This is a genomic window from Antrihabitans spumae, from assembly GCF_043944905.1.
Classification (GTDB): domain Bacteria; phylum Actinomycetota; class Actinomycetes; order Mycobacteriales; family Mycobacteriaceae; genus Antrihabitans; species Antrihabitans spumae.
The window spans coordinates 246,430-265,159 of sequence record NZ_JBIMSN010000062.1; the positions used below are offsets into that span (position 1 = coordinate 246,430).

At 64.1% G+C, this 18,730-nt stretch carries 21 protein-coding genes; 9 read left to right on the forward strand and 12 right to left on the reverse strand.

All coding sequences use genetic code 11. The features are described 5' to 3' along the window. Positions 1-9: 9 nt before the first annotated feature. Complete coding sequence (locus tag ACHIRB_RS16465; RefSeq protein WP_395114236.1) at positions 10-195, reverse strand: hypothetical protein; 186 nt, start codon at positions 193-195, stop codon at positions 10-12. Positions 196-254: 59 nt separating this feature from the next. Here ACHIRB_RS16465 and ACHIRB_RS16470 point away from each other — a divergent pair, with 59 nt between their 5' ends. Together ACHIRB_RS16470 and ACHIRB_RS16475 are read left to right on the forward strand one after the other, a co-directional pair. Beyond that, on the forward strand, positions 255-1,787 hold the full coding sequence (locus tag ACHIRB_RS16470; RefSeq protein WP_395124094.1) for an MFS transporter: 1,533 nt from the start codon (positions 255-257) through the stop codon (positions 1,785-1,787). After that, positions 1,777-2,370 carry an acyl-CoA-like ligand-binding transcription factor gene (locus tag ACHIRB_RS16475; protein ID WP_395114184.1) on the forward strand — a complete coding sequence of 198 codons (594 nt, stop codon included), beginning with the start codon at positions 1,777-1,779 and terminating at the stop codon, positions 2,368-2,370. Before ACHIRB_RS16470 ends, ACHIRB_RS16475 begins: the two co-directional genes overlap by 11 nt. Before the next feature lie 32 nt (positions 2,371-2,402). Here ACHIRB_RS16475 and ACHIRB_RS16480 read toward each other — a convergent pair whose 3' ends face one another. The 4 genes from ACHIRB_RS16480 to sdhC are packed head-to-tail and all read right to left on the reverse strand — an operon-like array spanning position 2,403 to position 5,802. Then, entirely contained in the window at positions 2,403-3,176 is a 774-nt protein-coding gene (locus tag ACHIRB_RS16480) for a succinate dehydrogenase iron-sulfur subunit (protein ID WP_199703170.1), read from the reverse strand. Then, the gene (sdhA, locus tag ACHIRB_RS16485; RefSeq protein ID WP_199703169.1) at positions 3,176-4,930 is read right to left on the reverse strand and encodes a succinate dehydrogenase flavoprotein subunit; all 1,755 of its coding nucleotides are present in this window, start codon (positions 4,928-4,930) and stop codon (positions 3,176-3,178) included. Before sdhA ends, ACHIRB_RS16480 begins: the two co-directional genes overlap by 1 nt. Positions 4,931-4,946: 16 nt before the next feature. Then, positions 4,947-5,393, reverse strand: a complete 447-nt coding sequence (locus ACHIRB_RS16490) for a succinate dehydrogenase hydrophobic membrane anchor subunit (RefSeq protein ID WP_199703168.1) — start codon at positions 5,391-5,393, stop codon at positions 4,947-4,949. A gap of 1 nt (position 5,394) precedes the next feature. Further along, positions 5,395-5,802: a succinate dehydrogenase, cytochrome b556 subunit gene (gene sdhC, locus ACHIRB_RS16495; protein WP_199703167.1), complete on the reverse strand. Its 408-nt coding sequence runs from the start codon at positions 5,800-5,802 to the stop codon at positions 5,395-5,397. 228 nt (positions 5,803-6,030) lie between these two features. On the opposite strand from sdhC, the gene ACHIRB_RS16500 reads away from it, so the two are divergent. The 3 genes from ACHIRB_RS16500 to ACHIRB_RS16510 are packed head-to-tail and all read left to right on the forward strand — an operon-like array spanning position 6,031 to position 8,867. Continuing rightward, entirely contained in the window at positions 6,031-6,459 is a 429-nt protein-coding gene (locus ACHIRB_RS16500) for a cytidine deaminase (RefSeq protein ID WP_395124142.1), read from the forward strand. Beyond that, on the forward strand, positions 6,452-7,732 hold the full coding sequence (locus ACHIRB_RS16505) for a thymidine phosphorylase (RefSeq protein WP_395124093.1): 1,281 nt from the start codon (positions 6,452-6,454) through the stop codon (positions 7,730-7,732). The genes ACHIRB_RS16500 and ACHIRB_RS16505 overlap by 8 nt, the downstream gene beginning before the upstream one ends. Before the next feature lie 28 nt (positions 7,733-7,760). Then, complete coding sequence (locus ACHIRB_RS16510; protein WP_395124092.1) at positions 7,761-8,867, forward strand: adenosine deaminase; 1,107 nt, start codon at positions 7,761-7,763, stop codon at positions 8,865-8,867. Between the two features lie 20 nt (positions 8,868-8,887). On the opposite strand, the gene ACHIRB_RS16515 is transcribed toward ACHIRB_RS16510, so the two are convergent. Genes ACHIRB_RS16515 through ACHIRB_RS16535 form a run of 5 tightly spaced genes read right to left on the reverse strand, consistent with a single transcriptional unit; the run spans position 8,888 to position 12,312 of the window. Then, positions 8,888-10,144 carry a primosomal protein gene (locus ACHIRB_RS16515; protein ID WP_395124091.1) on the reverse strand — a complete coding sequence of 419 codons (1,257 nt, stop codon included), beginning with the start codon at positions 10,142-10,144 and terminating at the stop codon, positions 8,888-8,890. Positions 10,145-10,177: 33 nt separating this feature from the next. Then, on the reverse strand, positions 10,178-10,501 hold the full coding sequence (locus ACHIRB_RS16520) for a YbaB/EbfC family nucleoid-associated protein (RefSeq protein ID WP_395124090.1): 324 nt from the start codon (positions 10,499-10,501) through the stop codon (positions 10,178-10,180). After that, positions 10,498-10,830: a hypothetical protein gene (locus ACHIRB_RS16525; RefSeq protein WP_395124089.1), complete on the reverse strand. Its 333-nt coding sequence runs from the start codon at positions 10,828-10,830 to the stop codon at positions 10,498-10,500. Before ACHIRB_RS16525 ends, ACHIRB_RS16520 begins: the two co-directional genes overlap by 4 nt. Positions 10,831-10,864: 34 nt before the next feature. After that, the gene (locus ACHIRB_RS16530; protein ID WP_395124141.1) at positions 10,865-11,986 is read right to left on the reverse strand and encodes a C40 family peptidase; all 1,122 of its coding nucleotides are present in this window, start codon (positions 11,984-11,986) and stop codon (positions 10,865-10,867) included. Between the two features lie 2 nt (positions 11,987-11,988). Continuing rightward, a complete protein-coding gene (locus ACHIRB_RS16535; protein ID WP_395124088.1) occupies positions 11,989-12,312 on the reverse strand; it encodes a type VII secretion target in 324 nt (107 codons plus the stop codon). 136 nt (positions 12,313-12,448) lie between these two features. Here ACHIRB_RS16535 and upp point away from each other — a divergent pair, with 136 nt between their 5' ends. Continuing rightward, a complete protein-coding gene (upp, locus tag ACHIRB_RS16540) occupies positions 12,449-13,072 on the forward strand; it encodes a uracil phosphoribosyltransferase (RefSeq protein ID WP_395114191.1) in 624 nt (207 codons plus the stop codon). On the opposite strand, the gene ACHIRB_RS16545 is transcribed toward upp, so the two are convergent. Then, positions 13,069-14,556 carry a phospho-sugar mutase gene (locus ACHIRB_RS16545; protein ID WP_395124140.1) on the reverse strand — a complete coding sequence of 496 codons (1,488 nt, stop codon included), beginning with the start codon at positions 14,554-14,556 and terminating at the stop codon, positions 13,069-13,071. The genes upp and ACHIRB_RS16545 overlap by 4 nt on opposite strands. Continuing rightward, positions 14,550-15,329: a purine-nucleoside phosphorylase gene (locus ACHIRB_RS16550; RefSeq protein ID WP_395124087.1), complete on the reverse strand. Its 780-nt coding sequence runs from the start codon at positions 15,327-15,329 to the stop codon at positions 14,550-14,552. Before ACHIRB_RS16550 ends, ACHIRB_RS16545 begins: the two co-directional genes overlap by 7 nt. Before the next feature lie 61 nt (positions 15,330-15,390). Here ACHIRB_RS16550 and ACHIRB_RS16555 point away from each other — a divergent pair, with 61 nt between their 5' ends. The 3 genes from ACHIRB_RS16555 to ACHIRB_RS16565 are packed head-to-tail and all read left to right on the forward strand — an operon-like array spanning position 15,391 to position 18,453. Continuing rightward, positions 15,391-16,092: an enoyl-CoA hydratase-related protein gene (locus tag ACHIRB_RS16555; RefSeq protein ID WP_395114195.1), complete on the forward strand. Its 702-nt coding sequence runs from the start codon at positions 15,391-15,393 to the stop codon at positions 16,090-16,092. A 13-nt stretch (positions 16,093-16,105) separates the two neighbouring features. After that, positions 16,106-17,302 (forward strand): M20 family metallopeptidase, encoded by a 1,197-nt coding sequence (locus tag ACHIRB_RS16560; protein WP_395114197.1) that lies wholly within the window; start codon positions 16,106-16,108, stop codon positions 17,300-17,302. Then, on the forward strand, positions 17,299-18,453 hold the full coding sequence (locus tag ACHIRB_RS16565) for a M20 family metallopeptidase (protein ID WP_395114198.1): 1,155 nt from the start codon (positions 17,299-17,301) through the stop codon (positions 18,451-18,453). Before ACHIRB_RS16560 ends, ACHIRB_RS16565 begins: the two co-directional genes overlap by 4 nt. Positions 18,454-18,730: the final 277 nt, after the last annotated feature.

An 18,730-nucleotide genomic window follows, 5' to 3' on the forward strand; every position in this document is an offset into this window, starting at 1 on the left:
GGCGATCTTTCAGATAGGTAAGCGCACGTCCAAGCCGGTCAGGACCAGCAGTTGTCGTCGCTTCCAACCGAGTGCGGCGGTCGTTGCCATCTTGACGACGAGCAGTCCGTCGAAGCCGACCCAGGTGAACGTCCAGTTGTTGGCGACGAAACCGGGAGCGTCGCGAGGAGGTAGACGCGTGGCAGGTATTGACACTCGCTACAAAGTGGCAGTGACTATCAATACACATAAACATCCACTTGGTAGGAGATGTCATGGCCGATCCGAACTCGCGTCGCCGGTGGCTGGCGCTCGGTGCTCTTGCGGTGGCGATGCTGACGATCGGACTCGACGTCACAGTGCTGACCGTTGCGTTGCCGACCCTCGCGACGGATCTCGATGCGAGCAGTTCTCAGCTGCAGTGGTTCAGCTCGGCGTACACGCTTGTGCTCGCCGCCGCGATGCTGCCCGCGGGAGCACTTGGGGACCGCTACGGTCGTAAGAAGTTTCTTCTCGGAGCCCTGCTGCTCTTCGGCGCCGCCTCGCTGGCTTGCAGCTACGCCGCGACGTCCGGTCAACTTGTCGCAGGTCGGGCCGTACTCGGGTTCGGCGCCGCGATCATGATGCCGCTGTCCATGTCGGTACTGCCGATCCTGTTTCCCGACTCGAAAGAGCGGGCGCGGGCCTTGACGATCTGGGTGACGTCGACAGCAATCGGCCTTCCGCTCGGTCCGATTCTCGGTGGCTGGCTACTCGAGCACTTCTGGTGGGGGTCCGTCTTCCTCATCAACGTCCCGCTGGTCCTCGTCGGCGCTGTGGCGGTCGCTGTGCTGGTGCCCGAATCGCGTAGCGCACAACGCACTCCCATCGACGTTCCAGGTGCCGTCGCTTCCTCGCTCGGCCTCCTGAGCCTCACCTACGGCTTCATTCGAGCCGGCGAGAACGGCTCGAGTGACATCGTCGTCGGGGCCTCGATCGCAGCCGGCCTTGCGATACTCGCTGTCTTCGCGTGGTGGGAAAACCGAACCGAACATCCGCTGATCGACCTCTCGCTGTTCGCGAGTGCAGGGTTTCGTTGGGGCACGATCTTCGCGACCCTGGTCAACTTCGGGATGTTCGGGCTGTTCTTCACCGCACCGCAGTATTTTCAGGCAGTCCTCAACACCGATGCCCTCGGCAGTGGTCTGCGCTTGCTCCCGCTGATCGGCGGACTTGTTGTCGGCACGCGACTGGGTGACCGATTGCTGCAACGCGCGGGTGCGCGGCCGGTGATCGTCGTCGGCTTCGTTTTGCTGACCGCAGGACTTGCAACCGGCGCGCTGACCTCCGTCGACTCCGGCTACGGATTTACGGCAATCTGGATCACCGTTGTCGGTGCAGGGATGGGCTTCGTGATGCCCGCAGCGATGGGTGTCGCGATGGACGCGCTGTCGGCCGAGCGATCCGGCTCGGGTTCGGCGCTGATTCAGGCGCTTCGCCAGGCTGGCGGCACGATCGGCGTTGCGATCCTCGGTACCGTGCTCGCCACGCGCTACCGTTCCGAACTCGGCGACCTCGATACCGCACCGATCAGCGACGGCGTCAACGCCGGTGTCGCAGTAGCGAAGTCGACCGGCGACTCCGGATTGCTCGAGCATCTGCAGGCGTCGTTCGTGTCCGGCATGGGCGTCATGCTGTGGGTCTGTGCGGCAACCTGCGCGGTCGCGGTTGTGCTTGCTGCACGCTTTCGACCGCTGGCGACGAACCCGACAATGCCGGATGCGACGCCACCGCCGGTGGATAAGTCAGAATCAGTGCATGCCGGCTGACACGACCGTTCCATCGATCGGGCTCAGGGAACGAAAAAAGGCGCGCACTCGGGCGAGCATCAGGTCCGAGGCGTTCCGCCTGTTCGAGGAGCAGGGCTACCTCGAGACGACGATCGAACAGATCGCTGCCGCGGCGGACGTATCGCCGAGCACGTTCTTCCGGTACTTCCCTACGAAGGAACAGTTGGTTCTCGCCGACGATCTCGATCCCGCGATGATCCAGGCGGTAGCCGATCAGCCACCCGACGTGCCGATGTTCGCCGCGATTCGACTAGCGGCGGAGGCGCTGTTCAATGATCTGACGCCGGAAGACGTCGAATTCGAGAGGCGCCGCACACGCCTGCTCTACTCGGTACCCGAATTGAAACGGGCTGTGACGCAAGAAATGATGCGCACCATCGACATGCTCGCCGAGATGATGGCCGAGCGCACCGGCCGATCCGCCGACGACACCGAAGTGCGCGCACATGCCGGCGCAATGGTCGGTGCCATCATCGCGACGATGAACGAAAATACGAACAGCCCGACCGACGCGCTCCGAGCGGTTCGCTATCTGGAAGACGGCTTACCGCTCGGGCGCTGAATCGTGGGGGAGTGCGTCAGTGTGTGATCAGCTCAGCGCGCAAACAGCAACGCGCGCTTGACTTCCTGGATTGCCTTCGTCACTTCGATGCCACGCGGGCACGCGTCGGTGCAGTTGAACGTCGTGCGGCAACGCCACACACCTTCGACGTCGTTGAGAATGTCGAGACGCTCACGCGCCCCTTCGTCACGGCTGTCGAAAATGAACCGGTGCGCATTGACGATCGCCGCGGGACCGAAGTAGCTGCCGTCACTCCAGTACACCGGGCACGACGTGGTGCAGCACGCGCACAGGATGCACTTGGTGGTGTCGTCGAAGCGATGACGATCGGCCGCCGACTGGATGCGCTCCCGTGTCGGCTCGTTGCCCGTGGTGATCAGGTACGGCTTGACCGCACGGAACGCGTCGAAGAACGGTTCCATGTCGACGATCAGATCCTTCTCGACCGGCAAGCCACGGATGGGCTCGACCGAGATGGTCAGCGTCTTGCTGGAATCCTTCGGCAACATGTCACGCATCAACACCTTGCAGGCAAGACGGTTGACGCCGTTGATCCGCATAGCGTCCGAACCGCACACGCCGTGCGCGCACGAGCGCCGGAAGGTGAGGGTGCCGTCCAGGTAGTTCTTGATGTAGAGCAGCAGGTTCAACAGCCGGTCGGTCGGCAGGCAGGGAACCTGGAAGCTCTCCCAATGCGCACCGAGATCGTTCTCGGGGTTGAAGCGCGCGATCTTCATGGTGACCATGACCGATCCCTCGGGGACCGGCGCCGCCTTCTCTGGGGCTGGTGCTTCGGTGGTCGTCATCAGTACTTACGCTCCATCGGCTCGTAGCGGGTCTGCACTACCGGCTTGAAGTCGAGGCGAATGTCGGACAGCAGATCGCTGCCCTCCTTGTACGCCATCGTGTGCCGCATGAAGTTGACGTCGTCGCGGTTCGGATAGTCCTCGCGAGCGTGTCCACCGCGGGTTTCCTTGCGGTTGAGGGCGCCGACGACGGTGACTTCGGCCAACTCCAGCAGGAAGCCGAGTTCGAGCGCTTCGAGCAGATCGCTGTTGTAGCGCTTTCCCTTGTCGTGCACTGTGATTCGGTTGTAGCGCTCTTTGAGATTCTGGATGTCGCCCAACGCCTGCTTGAGCGTGTCCTCCGTGCGGAAGACGGATGCGTTGTTGTCCATCGTCTTCTGCATCTCGGTACGGATGTCGGCCGCGCGCTCGTGGCCGTCGCCGGAGAGAATGCGGGCCAGCCACTGCTCGACCATGTGCTCGGGCTTGTCGGGCATCGGAACGAAATCGGCGTGCCGCTCCGCGTAGTCCGCTGCCGCCATACCTGCACGACGACCGAACACGTTGATGTCGAGCAGCGAGTTGGTGCCGAGGCGATTGGCACCGTGCACCGACACGCAGGCGCATTCGCCGGCGGCGTAGAGGCCGTAGACGATGTCCTTGTTGTTGCGCAGCACCTCGCCACGAATCCGTGTCGGGATTCCGCCCATGACGTAGTGGCAGGTCGGGAACACGGGAACCAGTTCGGTCACCGGGTCGACACCGAGGTAGGTACGCGAGAACTCGGTGATGTCGGGGAGTTTCTCCTCCAGCACCTCTGCGCCGAGGTGGGTCACGTCGATGTAGACGTAGTCCTTGTCGGGTCCGGCGCCGCGGCCTTCGAGGACCTCGAGCACCATCGAGCGCGCGACGATGTCACGAGGTGCGAGGTCCTTGATGGTCGGCGCGTATCGCTCCATAAAGCGCTCGCCGTCGACGTTGCGCAGAATGCCACCCTCGCCGCGGACCGCTTCGGAGATGAGGATGCCGAGCCCTGCGAGACCGGTCGGATGGAACTGGTGGAACTCCATGTCCTCCAACGGAAGTCCCTTGCGGAACACGATCGCCATACCGTCGCCGGTCAGGGTGTGCGCGTTGGACGTCGTCTTGTACATACGACCCGAACCGCCGGTTGCGAAGACGATCGACTTCGCGTGGAACACGTGCAGTTCGCCGGTCGCCAGTTCGTAGGCGATGACGCCCGTGGCGGTCGGTCCGCGGTCGGTCTCGGTGATCGCGATGTCGAGCACGTAGAACTCGTTGAAGAACTGCACGTCGTGCTTGACGCAGTTCTGGTAGAGCGTCTGCAGGATCATGTGACCGGTGCGGTCGGCGGCGTAACAGGCCCGGCGGACCGGTGCCTTGCCGTGGTCACGCGTGTGTCCACCGAAACGGCGTTGATCGATCTTGCCCTCGGGTGTCCGGTTGAACGGCAGACCCATCTTCTCGAGGTCGAGAACGGCGTCGATCGCTTCCTTCGCCATGATCTCTGCGGCGTCCTGGTCGACCAGGTAGTCGCCGCCCTTCACGGTGTCGAAGGTGTGCCATTCCCAGTTGTCTTCTTCGACGTTCGCAAGGGCTGCGCACATGCCACCCTGTGCGGCGCCGGTGTGGCTACGAGTCGGATAGAGCTTGGTCAGTACCGCTGTCCGAACGCGGGGGCCCGCTTCGATGGCTGCGCGCATACCCGCGCCGCCTGCTCCAACGATGACGACGTCATAGCGATGTTCCTGCATGTTTGTCTCAGTTCCCCTAGCTGGCCTTGATATTGGGGTCGAATGTGAAGATGACGTAGGTGCCGAGTCCCATGATGAGGATCATCGACAACACCAGGAGGGTGTTCAACCAGAACCGCGTCGAATCCTTGCGTGAGTAGTCGGCGATGACGGTCCGAAGGCCGTTGCCGCCGTGCAGCTGCGCCAGCCACAACATCGTCAGATCCCAGAACTGCCAGAACGGGCTGGCCCAACGTCCTGCGACGAACGCGAAGTTGATGCGATGCACACCCTCGTCGACCATCAGCATGATGATCAAGTGGCCGAACACGAGCACGATCAGTGCCAGTCCGGAGAACCGCATGAAGAGCCACGCGTACAGCTCGAAGTTGCTTTTGGATGCCTTGCGCGGCGAGCGCGGGTTGTCCAGGCTTGCCGGCCGGTCGTATGAAGTACCGAGCGATTTGGCTTCGGTCGTCGTCATGTCAGTGCCCCGCAAACATGTTGTAGAAGATTCGCCCGGCTGCGGGAATCATGACTACGAACCAGATGCCGAGAATGATCCACAACATCAGTCGCTGGTTCCGCGGGCCCTTGCCCCAGAAGTCGACGAGCATGACGCGAACGCCGTTGAGGCCGTGGTAGAGAACGAGCGCGACGAGCGCTAGTTCCATCAACCCGACCAAGGGGTTCTTGTAGGTGTCGACGACTTCGTTGTAACTGTCCTGGCTCACGCGCACGAGGGCTGTGTCGAGAACGTGGACGAAGAGGAAGAAGAAGAGGGTGACGCCGCTGATGCGGTGCATGACCCAGGACCACATCCCGGGATCACCTCGGTATAGCGACCGCTTCGGCGCCTTTTCAGGTGCCGCGGTCTCAGTGGTGGTACTCATCGAGTGCTTTGCCTCCAACGTCTTTGATGGACGCGTCGAGCCCCTTCGCTCGACGAGAACCTGAGCCGACTTGTGATCAACTCTAATCCTCTTCGAAACTGGGAACTAACCGAACTAGCGAAACGTTTCGGCGCGAGCGTCGTTGTTAGGGTTGCCTTTCCAATGCTGGGCGGGCAGATGAATGTGAAATTCGGTAACGTGTTGTCGACTGAAACGAGGTGGATCGCGATGGTCGAAATCGACTGGAATATCTTGCGTGACAACGCTTATCGGACCATGCGGAACGCCTACGCTCCATACTCCCGATTTCCCGTCGGCGCCGCTGCCTTAGCAGATGACGGCCGAGTCGTTGTCGGTTGCAATGTGGAGAATGTCTCATATGGACTCGGCCTCTGCGCCGAGTGTGCCGTGATTTGCAACCTCCATTCCAGCGGTGGCGGTCGCTTGATCGCCGTTTCCGTTTGCGATGCGCGTGGCGAAATTCTCACGCCGTGCGGACGATGCCGACAATTGCTGCTCGAACACGGCGGCCCAGGCTTGGCGGTCGATTTCCGAACCGGCCCCGTTTCACTCGACACGTTGCTGCCCAACGCATTCGGGCCTGACGATCTCGATGCTGTCAGCACCGACAGCAACCGGGGAGCGGCCGATGCCTGACGCCATCTCGATCATCATGGCCAAGCGAGACGGCCACGTACTGTCCGACGACCAGATCGACTGGGTGGTCGACGGCTTCACCCGCGGCATCGTCGCCGACGAACAGATGTCTGCGTTGGCGATGGCAATCCTCCTGCGCGGTATGACACGAGCCGAAACGAGTCGCTGGACGGCCGCGATGATCGCGTCCGGTCAACGACTCGACTTCACAGATTTACCCGCGCCCGCTGTCGACAAACATTCGACGGGAGGCGTCGGAGACAAGATCACGTTGCCTCTCGCACCACTTGTCGCGGCGTGCGGCGCCGCGGTTCCACAACTGTCGGGTCGTGGCCTCGGCCACACCGGTGGCACGCTCGACAAGCTGGAGTCCATCCGCGGCTGGCGCGCAGACCTCTCCACCGCCGACATGCGCAGCATCCTGTCCGATCCCGACGTCGGTGCCGTGATCTGCGCGGCCGGTGCAGACCTAGCACCCGCAGACAAGAAGCTTTATGCACTGCGTGATGTCACCGGCACCGTCGAATCGATACCGCTCCTCGCGAGCTCGATCATGAGCAAGAAGATCGCCGAAGGCACGGGCTCGCTGGTACTCGATGTGAAATTCGGCGCAGGCGCATTTATGAAGACCCGCGAGGGCGCGCACGAGTTGGCGACGGCGATGGTCGAACTCGGTCGTGACGCGGGCCTGCCGACCGTCGCGTTGCTCACGGCAATGCAGACCCCACTCGGCCTGACGGCGGGCAATGCACTCGAGGTCGCCGAGTCGATCGAGGTGCTGCAGGGCGGCGGACCCGCCGATGTCGTCGAACTGACGCTGGTACTCGCACGAGAAATGTTGGAGCTCGCGGGTATTCGCGACGTCGATCCTGCCGAGCGCCTCGCCGACGGCTCTGCGATGGACCGCTGGCGAGCGATGATCGCAGCACAGGGCGGCGACCCGAACGCGCCGCTACCCCGTGCGAAGCACACCGAGGTTGTCACGGCGCCGGAGTCGGGTGTGCTGACGGAGCTGGATGCGATGGCTGTCGGTATCGCTGTGCGGCAGCTCGGCGCCGGACGTGCGCGCCAGGGCGACGCCGTCCAGTTCGGGGCGGGTATCGAGCTGGCTGCCAAGCCCGGCGACGAGGTACGGCGCGGGCAGGTGCTCTTCACGCTGCACACCGAGACTCCCGACACGTTCGACGGTGCGGTGGAAACGCTGGCTTCGGGCTGGACTATCGGATCCGACGCCCCCGAGCCGTCGCCGCTGGTTGTGGACAGGATCAGCTGACAGCGCGTTCAATCGCTACGGTCTTCATATGGGTGCAGATTCACTGCGTGGGCCACAACCGCTCGATCTGGCGTCGATACGCCGTGCCCCGAAGGCGTTGTTGCACGACCACCTCGACGGGGGGCTGCGACCGGCAACGATCATCTCCCTCGCCGAAGCATGTGGCTACGACAAGCTGCCCGCCGACGACGCGGTCGCACTCGGTACCTGGTTCCGAGAATCCGCGTACAGCGGTTCGCTGGTGCGCTACCTCGAAACCTTTGCTCACACAGTGGCAGTCATGCAAACGCCGGAAGGGCTGACGCGGGTTGCCCGTGAATGTGTCGAGGACCTTGCCGACGACGGCGTTGTCTACGCCGAGATCAGGTTCGCGCCCGAGCAGCATCTGGAAGCGGGCCTTTCGCTCGACGAGGTCGTCGAGCACACGCTCGCCGGCTTCGCCGAAGGCGAGTCGGCGGTCGCGGCGTCCGGCAGGACGATTCGTGTCGTCTGCCTGCTCACGGCCATGCGGCACGCTGCGCGCTCGCTCGAAATCGCGGAGCTGGCACTACGTTTCCGTGATCGTGGTGTCGTCGGTTTCGACATTGCAGGGGCGGAGGCAGGCTATCCGCCGAGCCGCCATCTCGATGCGTTCGAACACATGCGAGCGAACAACGCGCGCTTCACTATTCACGCGGGCGAGGCCTTCGGACTGCCCTCGATCCACGAAGCGATCGCCTTCTGCGGGGCCGACAGGCTAGGCCACGGCGTTCGGATCATCGACGACATCGACCGAACTGGCAGCGAACCGACACTCGGTCTCGTCGCCAATTACGTTCGAGACAAACGTATTCCGCTCGAACTGTGCCCGACCTCCAACGTGCAGACCGGAGCGGTCGAGTCGCTGGCCGAGCATCCTTTCGCTCTGCTCGCAGAGCTCAGGTTCCGCGTCACGGTGAACACCGACAACCGGCTGCTCGGCGATACGACGATGAGCAACGAAATGCTGGAGCTGGTAACAGCTTTCGGCTACGGCTGGAGCGACCTCGAACGCTTCACGATCAACGCCATGAAGTCCGCGTTCATCCCCTTCTCGGAACGACTGCGACTCATCGACCACGTCATCAAACCTGGGTTCGCGGTCCTGATCGGGTAACCCGACCAGGACCGATCGGATCAGGCCTTGTTGAGCCGCGTTTCGAATTCCCGCTCGAGAGCCAGCCACGCCTGAGCTTCCGCAGCGAACGGCGGGCTCGGAGCGAGCCGCGACGGGTCGGGATTGAGCAGATACGACACGTACCACCCGAGCGGTGTCGACGGTGCTAGCGCCTTCTCGACCGAGTCGTCGCCGGCGTAATCCGCTGCATCGGAGAACAATTCCACGATCAGGTCGAGCTGTTCGGCGTCGACGATTTCCGGGCCTTCGCCGAGGTCGTCGGCAAGTCCGGTGAGAACGTAGACGTTCTCGTCGGTGACCTCGATCTCGAGCGACCCGTCGACCGCTGCGGTCTCGACTTCGGTGTACGTGCTGACCTTGGCAAGGTCGTGATCGCTGTTGTCGGCGAGATGCCGAGCGAGCTGACGCTCCGACGCGAAGACCGTGATATCACCTTTGGTGCCGAGGAAGATCGGCTCGTCGTCGAGGTAGCAGCGCAACGTGAAGAAGTCGCCCTCGGAGGTGATGATCTTGACCGGGTCGATCCCGACGGTGTCCCAGAAGGAATCCACGCCGTCGTCCTCTGGCTCGTCACCTTCTTCGAAATCGACTGTCTCGAAATCGTCTTCGTCGGCTGATTCGCTAACAGTGTCGTCGGCGTCGACGGTGTTCTCGGCGGCGATCAGCAGTTCGGCTTCGGCGACCTCGACGGCGGCGGCATCGACCTCGGGTGTCGAGACGACCTTGTCGATCGCATCCAGGACGGCGTCCCAGCCCTTGGAAACCGCAGCACCGACCTTGTCCCACAGTGCTTCTCCGTCACGGCCTGCGAAGGCTCGGACGCCACCGGGCAGCGCGCCCAGAATCGGGTTGGCGCTGAAGAACTTGATGACGACGTCGAGTTCGCACACCTCGCCGATGGTGCGGACCATCTCGAGCGTGTCTTCGAGTTCGGTGACGATCTCTGCGTCGGGTTCGCTCGCGGCCAGTTCGGGAACGGCGACCAGGTCGTAGCAGAAGTTCTCCTCCGGCTCCAGCTCTGCCGCCGAAAGTGCCGAGACGACCGACCAGGCCGGATGCTCGACGAGATCGTTGTCCTTGTTCGTGCGAATGAACGCCGCAAGCTCCGCAACGGACGCGAAACCGAAGAGGTCGTCGTCGTGTCCGAGGAACGCCTCCCATTCGTCATCGCCCTCGCGCCAGCGCGGCGCCCAAAGAGTTACGAGATCGCCATCGGTAAGCCCGAGTTCGATTGGGACGATGTCTCCTACTGCCATGGGCGGAAGCCTATCGACATCGTCGCGCGCGCACTATTGCGGCCCGTCGACTCCGAACGCGTTATTGAGTCGATCGATGACCTGAGCTCGGCGTTCGCCGGCGATCCGTGCTGCCTCGTGCGCTGCCGAGGTGATCGAAGGGCCGACCTCGTTCGCAGGTTTGGCTGTAATCGACTCTTCCAGCCAGAGGCCGGTCAGCGTGCCGTTGCCGTCGACCTCCGCCGTCACACAGCCGTCGTCGGAGGTGTAGCGAGCGCGGATGCTGCTCAGCCCGGCCAGTGCCTCCTCGAGGGACTCCAGCTTGGCGGTCGCTCGATCGACCAGCTCGTCCATCTCTGCTGTCGTCGAGGCGCTCATACCGGCCGCAACCACGATGTCGGAGCGGTTTCGCGCTCCTCGAAATGTGTCTCCTGCGTGACGACCTGGTCGCGGGTCGGCAGACCGAGCCGATCGAGCACGTCGGTGGCAATGCCTGCCTCGGCGAGTTCCTCGCGGCGCAGCGCACCTGCTTCGAGGGTCGCCTGCCTGCAAAGGCGCATGATCTCGTCGGCGAGCGCCGCAGCGCCGTAGCGCAGTTCCTGCCTGTCGACGCGAATCTCGACGGGTAGGCCCTGATCGGTCGCGCAGACTGCGATCGTTGCTCCTCGATTGGTCCGCGTGACCGTAGTCACGGGAGGAGTTGTCACGGGAGGAATTGTTGTCTCGGTGCTCATACGATTCTCATTCGGTCGGCCGGTAGAAGCCATGGAAGGCCATACCGATGTTGTCGGTGCGGACTGCGGATACCTGGACGGGATCGCCGGCTTCGACCATCATTCCGTTGCCGACGACCATCGCGACGTGACCGTCCCAGACGGCGAGATCGCCTGGCATGAGGTCGCCGGGCCCGACGGAGGATCCGATCGCCTGCTGGTCGGCGAGTCGAGGTAGGTCGACCCCGGCGTCGCCGTATGCCCACTTGGTCAGCCCGCTGCAGTCGAGTCCCGAGCCTGGCGAATTGCCACCCCACACATAGGGTGTGCCCTGCGCGCTGAGCGCGTTGCGAACCGCTCGAGCAGCTTCTTCGTTGGGTGCCATCGCGGTGCTGCCGTCCGGCAGCGTGATCATGACTCCGGTGCCGTCCGACGGCCGCATTCCCGGTCTTGTTCCCTTGTCGCCGGTCAGTTTGCTCGCCGGACCGCCTCCGGTGTTCCGGCTCGGCGCCGCGCCGGTGAATAGTCCAGGCGGTGTCGCGGGTGCGGCGGCGCTCTGGGTCAGCCCGCTGACGAACTTTGCGGCGGCGTCGGAGCTACCCGGCGCTGATGCAGGCGTCGTCGCAGCCGCGGGTGCGGTCGGAGTCGACACCGGCGCAGCGAATTCCAGCATCTTCGCGGTGTGCACCGCGAGCTGGGCGCGTACCTTCGCGACCACAGCGAGCGCGCGACCGAGGTGTTCCACCGCCGCAGCGACGACCATCGCCTGCGCGGGCGGGGTCGCGAGCAGGGGAGCTGCAGCGGACACGATGGAAACGAACGACTGCAGGATCGCCTCCAACTCGACGACTCCCGCAGCTACGTCGGAGCTCGCGGTTGCCACGACCGCTGCGATATCGGTGCCGCGGTCGGAGATGTTGGCATAGGAGTCCTGGGTGAGGCCGGCTTTGGTGACCGCATTGAGCGCTGTTGCGCCCGACCAGGACGAGTCGAGCAGATCGATCGCATCGCGCCCGATCGCGTGGACTGAATCGATGGTTGCCGACGACACGGCCAACGCATCGGCAGGGCCACCGGTGGGAACGAAGCCAGGACCGAAACTCGAGAAGAGATCGATGATGGGTTTGGCGAGGCCTTCGACGTCGATCATCGTCACACCCGCGTGTCTACGTCGGTGTTGCCGAGACCTGCTGCCGTCGCCGAGTCGACACCGACGTAACCGGCTGCGGTGGATACAGCTGCCGTGCCCATCGTGGCGACGACGCCGGTGAGTTCGGCGATGGTGGCGAGGTGAGTTGCATGAGCGGCTGCGAATGCGGCGACGAACTCTCCACCGATCAAGCCGAGCGCGGGACCGAGCAGTGCGGGCCCTGCCGCCGCGGTTTCCGTACCTGCGGCCGCCAGTCCGATCGCCATGACGTCGGCGACGGCACCGTAGCCGTGTATCGCCCCCGTCTCGGCCGATAGATCACTCACGCGCGATTCCCCCCGGGTGTCGGTGTGCCTTCACAGTGTTCGACGCGCGCAGTGGCCGAACGGTTCCCTCTGGTTTCTCTGGTTTCTCGGGATTCTTGCGATTGCTCGCCGCCCCTCGGCCACTAGGGTTTCACCCATGCGCACTCAGGTCGTCGATCATCCGCTGGCATCCGCATTGCTCACCACGATGCGCGACGAACGCACAGACAATGCCGCTTTCCGGGCTGCGCTTCGTGAGTTGACGCAGATGCTGATCTACGAGGCCATCCGCGATGCTCCAACGGAGGAATTCGACGTGCAGACGCCCGTCGCGCGGACCCGCGGCGTCCGGCTGGCCAACCCACCGCTGCTCGTGCCGGTCCTGCGCGCAGGGTTGGGCATGGTCGATCAGGCCAGCGCGTCGATACCTCAGGCTCGTGTCGGGTTCGTCGGCATGGCCCGCGACGAGGAGACTCACGAACCTGTCTCGTATCTGGAGTCGCTGCCGGACAGTCTTGCGGGCATCCCCGTCTACGTCCTCGATCCGATGTTGGCCACCGGCGGATCGATGCGCTGCACGATCGAATTGCTCGTCGCCCGTGGAGCGACCGACATCACCGCCGTCTGCGTCGTCGCGGCACCGGAAGGCATTGCGGCGTTGGAGAAATCGGGTTTCCCGGTTCGGTTGGTGACAGCGAGCATCGACGACGGTCTCAACGACGCTGCCTTTATAGTCCCGGGTCTCGGCGATGCGGGGGACAGGCAGTTCGGGCCACGTTAGCCGGTGAATGCGCGCAGCTCCGCCAACCTGCGTTGCGCCTGTGTGCGCGCCCGCGGGAGATCGTCGCGAGTGGCGACAGGTTCGACCACTTCGAGATAGAACTTGAGTTTCGGTTCCGTACCGGACGGACGCACAACGACTCTCGCAGTTGCAGTTTCGTAGATCAGCGTGTCCGAACGCAGCTGCCCACGCCGTTCGAGTAGATCGATCGTCGAGACGGATTCGCCTGCAAGGATTTTCGGTGGTTCGGCGCGGAGCCGTGCCATCGTTGCCGCGATGTCGGAAACCGCCGCGAACCGTTGCGACACACCGACGCCTGCGTGCAGCCCGAATTCCAGTGCGTAGTCGTCGAGGACGTCGAGCAGGCCGCGACCCTGTGCGGCGAGTGCCGCGACAAGGTCAGCGACGACGATCGCGGCGGTGATGCCGTCCTTGTCGCGCACCGCATTCGGGTCGACGCAGTGCCCGATGGCTTCCTCGTAGGCATAGACGAGCCCCGACCCGGCGCGGACCAGCCATTTGAAGCCCGTGAGGGTCTCGGCGTGCCGTGCACCTCGTGCGGCGGCGATCTTGGCAAGCAACCGCGACGAGACGACCGTGCTCGCAGCGAGGGCATCGGCTTTCGCGCCCGCAAGCACGTAATCGCCGAGCAGCGCGCCTGTTTCGTCGCCGGTGAGCATCCGCCAGCCATCGGGACTAGGTACTCCCACCGCGCAACGGTCGGCGTCGGGGTCGAGCGCTATCGCCACATCGGCGCCGACCTCCTTGGCGAGTTCGAGCAGCAGGTCGGCTGCGCCGGGTTCTTCGGGATTTGGGAAGGCAACGGTGGGAAAGTCGGGGTCTGGATCGAATTGTGCTGCAACGGTGTGGATATCGGTGAACCCAGCTGCTTGCAGCGCCGCTACTGCTGTATCGCCGCCGACGCCGTGCATCGCGGTGAGCGCGATCCGTACGGAGCGTTTGGGTGAGCGGGGGAGTGTTGCTGCCCGAGCGAGATATCGACGCAGCAGCGCGTCGTCGACAGGTGCGACGTCGGTGCGGTCGACGCCCGCCGCCTCGCCGACCTGTGCGATCGCCCCCTCGATCTCGGTGTCCGCAGGCGCGAGCAGTTGCGCGCCGCCGGAGACGTAGACCTTGTAGCCGTTGTCGCTTGCGGGGTTGTGTGACGCGGTGATCTGCACACCTGCGACGGCGTCGAGGGCGCGAACAGCGAATGCGGTGACCGGCGTCGGGAGCGGTTTGGGAAGCGCCTTGACGGCGAACCCTGCCGCCGCGAGGACTTCGGCTGTCGCCGTTGCGAATTCGGCCGAGTTGTGCCGCGCGTCGTGGCCGACAACGACCACACCGCCACCGAGACACCGGTCACGCAGCCACGCAGCGAGGCCCGCGGTCGTGCGGACGACTACGTCGAGGTTCATTCCGTCCGGACCGTCGATCATGGGTCCGCGCAGGCCGGCGGTCCCGAATTGCAGCGGACTCACAATGCGGCAACCACATCGCGAAGGAGCTTGCCTATCCGCGGTGCCGCAGCCAATCCCTCGGCGAGTACTTCGGTGTGATTCAACGGTTCTCCCGTGACACCGGCCGCAAGGTTCGTCACGAGCGAGACGCCGAGCACGCGAGCGCCGAGTGATCGTGCAGCGATCGTTTCCAACACCGTCGACATGCCGACGAGGTCGGCTCCGAGGGTTCGCAGCATCCTAATTTCGGCCGGTGTCTCGTACTGCGGTCCGGTGAGTCCGGCATAGACGCCGTCGCGCAGGGTCGGATCGACAGTGCGGGCAAGCGCGCGCAACCCGGGATCGTACGCATCGACCAGGTCGACGAATTCGGCGCCGACCAGCGGCGATCGACCGGTCAGGTTGAGGTGATCACCGATCAGGACGGGTTCGCCGACCCGAAGTCCGTCTCGGATGCCACCGGCAGCGTTGGTGAGGATCAGCGTTTCGGCGCCGGCAGCGCATGCCGTGCGAATCGGGTGGGCGACGTCGGCTGGCTCACAGCCTTCGTACAGGTGGCTGCGGCCGAGCAGCAGCAGGACCGGTGTCCCCGAGACGTCCACCGACAGCACCCGCCCGACGTGTCCTGCCGCCGATGGCAACACGAAACCGGGTATCGCATCCATCGGTAGCGATGCGGTGGGAACCCCGAACTCCGCGGCGGCTGCCTGCCAGCCCGATCCGAGCACAACCGCAACACGATGCTCGGCGATACCGGTACGCGCTGCGATCACAGCAGCGGCTTGGGTGGCATTCATATGAGCGAGCCATTCATAGGAGCGAGCGTAGTGGCGGGAGGCACTCGCTATCCTTCCTCCCATGCCATATCTGAAGCGCGACGGTGACGTCTTCGTCCTCTACCTCGGCAACGAGGGTCAGACCGACAGCGAAAATCGCTTCCATCCCGACTGGATCGACGAGCTGCACGCGACACTCGACGAGGTCGAGGCAAGCGAAGGCCCCGCGGCACTCGTCACGACGGCGACCGGCAAGTTCTATTCGAACGGGCTCGACACCGACTGGTTGTTCGGCAACCTGGACAAGATCCACTGGTACCTCGATCGTGTACACACCGTTTTCAGTCGCTTGCTCACGTTTCCCATGGCAACGGTCGCGGCCGTCAACGGACACGCCTTCGGCGCAGGTGCGATGACGGCGACGTCACACGACTTCCGGGTGATGCGCTCCGACCGCGGCTACTACAGCCTGCCCGAGGTGCTGCTCAACATGCCGTTCACCGTCGGCATGAATTCGCTGGTCACGACCAGACTCGGCAACCAGGTCGCGGTGTCGACCATGACGACGGGGCGACGCGTCGGCGGCGCGGAAGCCTTGGCGTCGGGGATCGTCGACGGGACTGCCGAGGGTGACGCGGTGTTGGCGGAAGCGGTCCGTCGTGCCGCCGAGTTGACCCGCACCCGCGGCGCGAATCTCGGAACGATCAAGGCCAGTCTGCACGCCCCGGTCCTCGAGGCGCTCGCCGTACAGACGAGCGAGGCAAACCTGCAGTTCGGCAAGTGAGAGACTGATCGGCATGGCTCTCGGTGTTGACTCGGCGCGGACCGAGACAGTTGTCTCGGCTGCTGCCGGCGATTTGATCGCTTTGTCGCATTCGATCCACGCCGAACCAGAACTTGCGTTCACCGAATACAAAAGCGCCGCCAAGATCGTCGAACTGCTTGCGCAGCACGGATTCGAGATCGAATCGGGCATCGCAGGAATGGCAACCGCCTTTACCGCGACCTACGGCAGCGGCGACCTGGTCGTTGCGTTGTGTGCCGAGTACGACGCGTTGCCCGAGATCGGGCATGCCTGCGGGCACAACATCATCGCGGCATCCGCAGTCGGTGCTGCGGTGGCGTTGGCTGCCGTGGCGGACGAGGTCGGTATCACCGTCACCGTTGTCGGAACTCCTGCCGAGGAGAGTGGCGGAGGCAAGGTGATCCTGCTCGAGGCGGGTGTATTCGACACTGCCGCAATGGCTTTGATGGTGCATCCCGGCCCGTTCGATATTGTTGGGGCAAGTTCGCTCGCCCTCGCCGATATCGCAGTCGAATTCACTGGCCGTGCCGCGCACGCCTCGGCCGCACCTGAGTACGGGCGGAATGCCGCGGATGCGATCACCGTGGCGCAGGTGGGGCTCGGTCTGCTGCGGCAGCATCTGGCACCGGGGCAGCAGCTGCACGGAATCGTCAGTGCTGGTGGCACCGCGCCGAACATCGTTCCCGCGCACACCGAACTGCTGTACTACCTGCGGGCCACGTCCGCTGCGGCATTGGTGGAGTTGCAGGAGCGTGCGTATGCGTGTTTCGCAGCGGGCGCGCTTGCAACCGGGTGTACTCACACGATCCGTACGGTCTCGCCGACGTACACGGAGCTGACACCGGATCGCGAGTTGGCGCAGGCATATCGTGAAGTAATAGTGGCGATGGGGCGCGACCCGATCGCGCCGGAACTGGAAGGATCGCGGCCCCTCGGCAGCACAGACATGGGCAATGTGACGAACGTTCTACCTGGCATTCACCCGGTCATCGGAATCGACTCCGAGGGGTCGGTTACCCATCAACCTGCATTCGCTGCGGCGAGTGTGAACGCATCGGCGGACCGCGCCGTCCTCGACGGTGCAGTCGCGTTGGCGCGCACCACGATCGAGATGGTGACCGATCCTGTCCAGCGGGCTCGCCTGCTCGATCTGCAGGCGCGCCGCACCAAGGTCGGGTCGAGCCGATGAACGACTTCGTCGAGCCGTGGCTCGAACGTCATTCGGCAGACCTTGTCAAGTGGCGCAGGCACATTCATGCGAATCCGGAGTTGGCGCGCAACGAGTACGCGACGACCGCGTTCGTCGTATCGAAGCTCACCGAGGCCGGCCTCACCCCGAAGGTGCTGCCCGGCGGCACCGGCCTGATCTGCGATATCGGGCCAGACGGTCCACGCGTCGCGCTGCGTGCTGACATGGATGCCCTACCGCTGCAGGAGTTCACGGGCGCGACGTACGCGTCGACGGTTCCCGGTGTCTCGCACGCGTGCGGTCACGATGCGCACACGACGATTCTGCTCGGTGCTGCGCTTGCCTTGAACACTGCGAAGTCGCTGCCGGTCGGGGTTCGGCTAGTTTTCCAGCCCGCCGAAGAGGTCTTTCCCGGTGGCGCGCTCGAGGTGGTCGCGACCGGCGCTATGAGCGGGGTGTCGCGAATGTATGCGCTGCACTGCGATCCGCGGTTGGAGGTCGGTCGCGTCGGCATCCGCGTCGGTGCCATCACGTCCGCCGCCGACGTCGTCGAGTTGGTGCTCGATTCGCCGGGTGGCCACACGTCACGTCCGCATCTGACGACCGATCTCGTCTACGCGATCGGTACGGTCATCACCGGTCTGCCTGGGATCCTGAGCAGGCGTATCGATCCGCGGACCAGCACAGTCATGGTCTGGGGTGCGGTGAGTGCGGGTAAGGCGCTCAACGCGATACCGCAGACCGGAATGCTCGCCGGAACAGTGCGTACAGGCGATCACGACACCTGGGTTCTGCTGGAACCGATGGTCCGCGAGATCGTCAACGGATTGCTCGCGCCGACCGGGGTGCGTTACGAACTGAACTACCGCCGGGGTGTGCCACCGGTGGTGAACGACGAGCATGCGACGCGCATTTTCGAGAACGCCATCCGACGAGTGGGTCCGGATGCGCTTGCCGACACGCAGCAATCGGGCGGCGGTGAAGATTTCTCCTGGTACCTGGAAGAGGTTCCGGGTGCGATGGCGCGACTCGGCGTCTGGTCGGGGGAGGGTCCGCAGCACGATCTTCATCAGCCGACGTTCGACCTCGACGAGCGTGCACTTGCCGTCGGCGTCCGAGTCCTGACGAACCTGGTGCTCGAGTCGGCCTGAGGCTGGTTGCTGGCGTCGTCGCGACGTCGAGAGGTATCGGTCGGACCGGGTTCCGACGTCCCCGCGGGGACGTTTCGGCGATCCGTTCTTGTCGGTGGCCCGCGGTAGGTTTGTCGAACATCAGTTCTATCGAAACGGGGAGATTCGATGAACACCACAGAACTACCGACAACTCACCCGGCGGAACGGCCGATCGAAGAGATCGAAACCGAAATCTGTACCCTCGCCGGACAAATCGCCGCCGCCACCGCACGATTCCTGACCCTGCTCGCCGAAT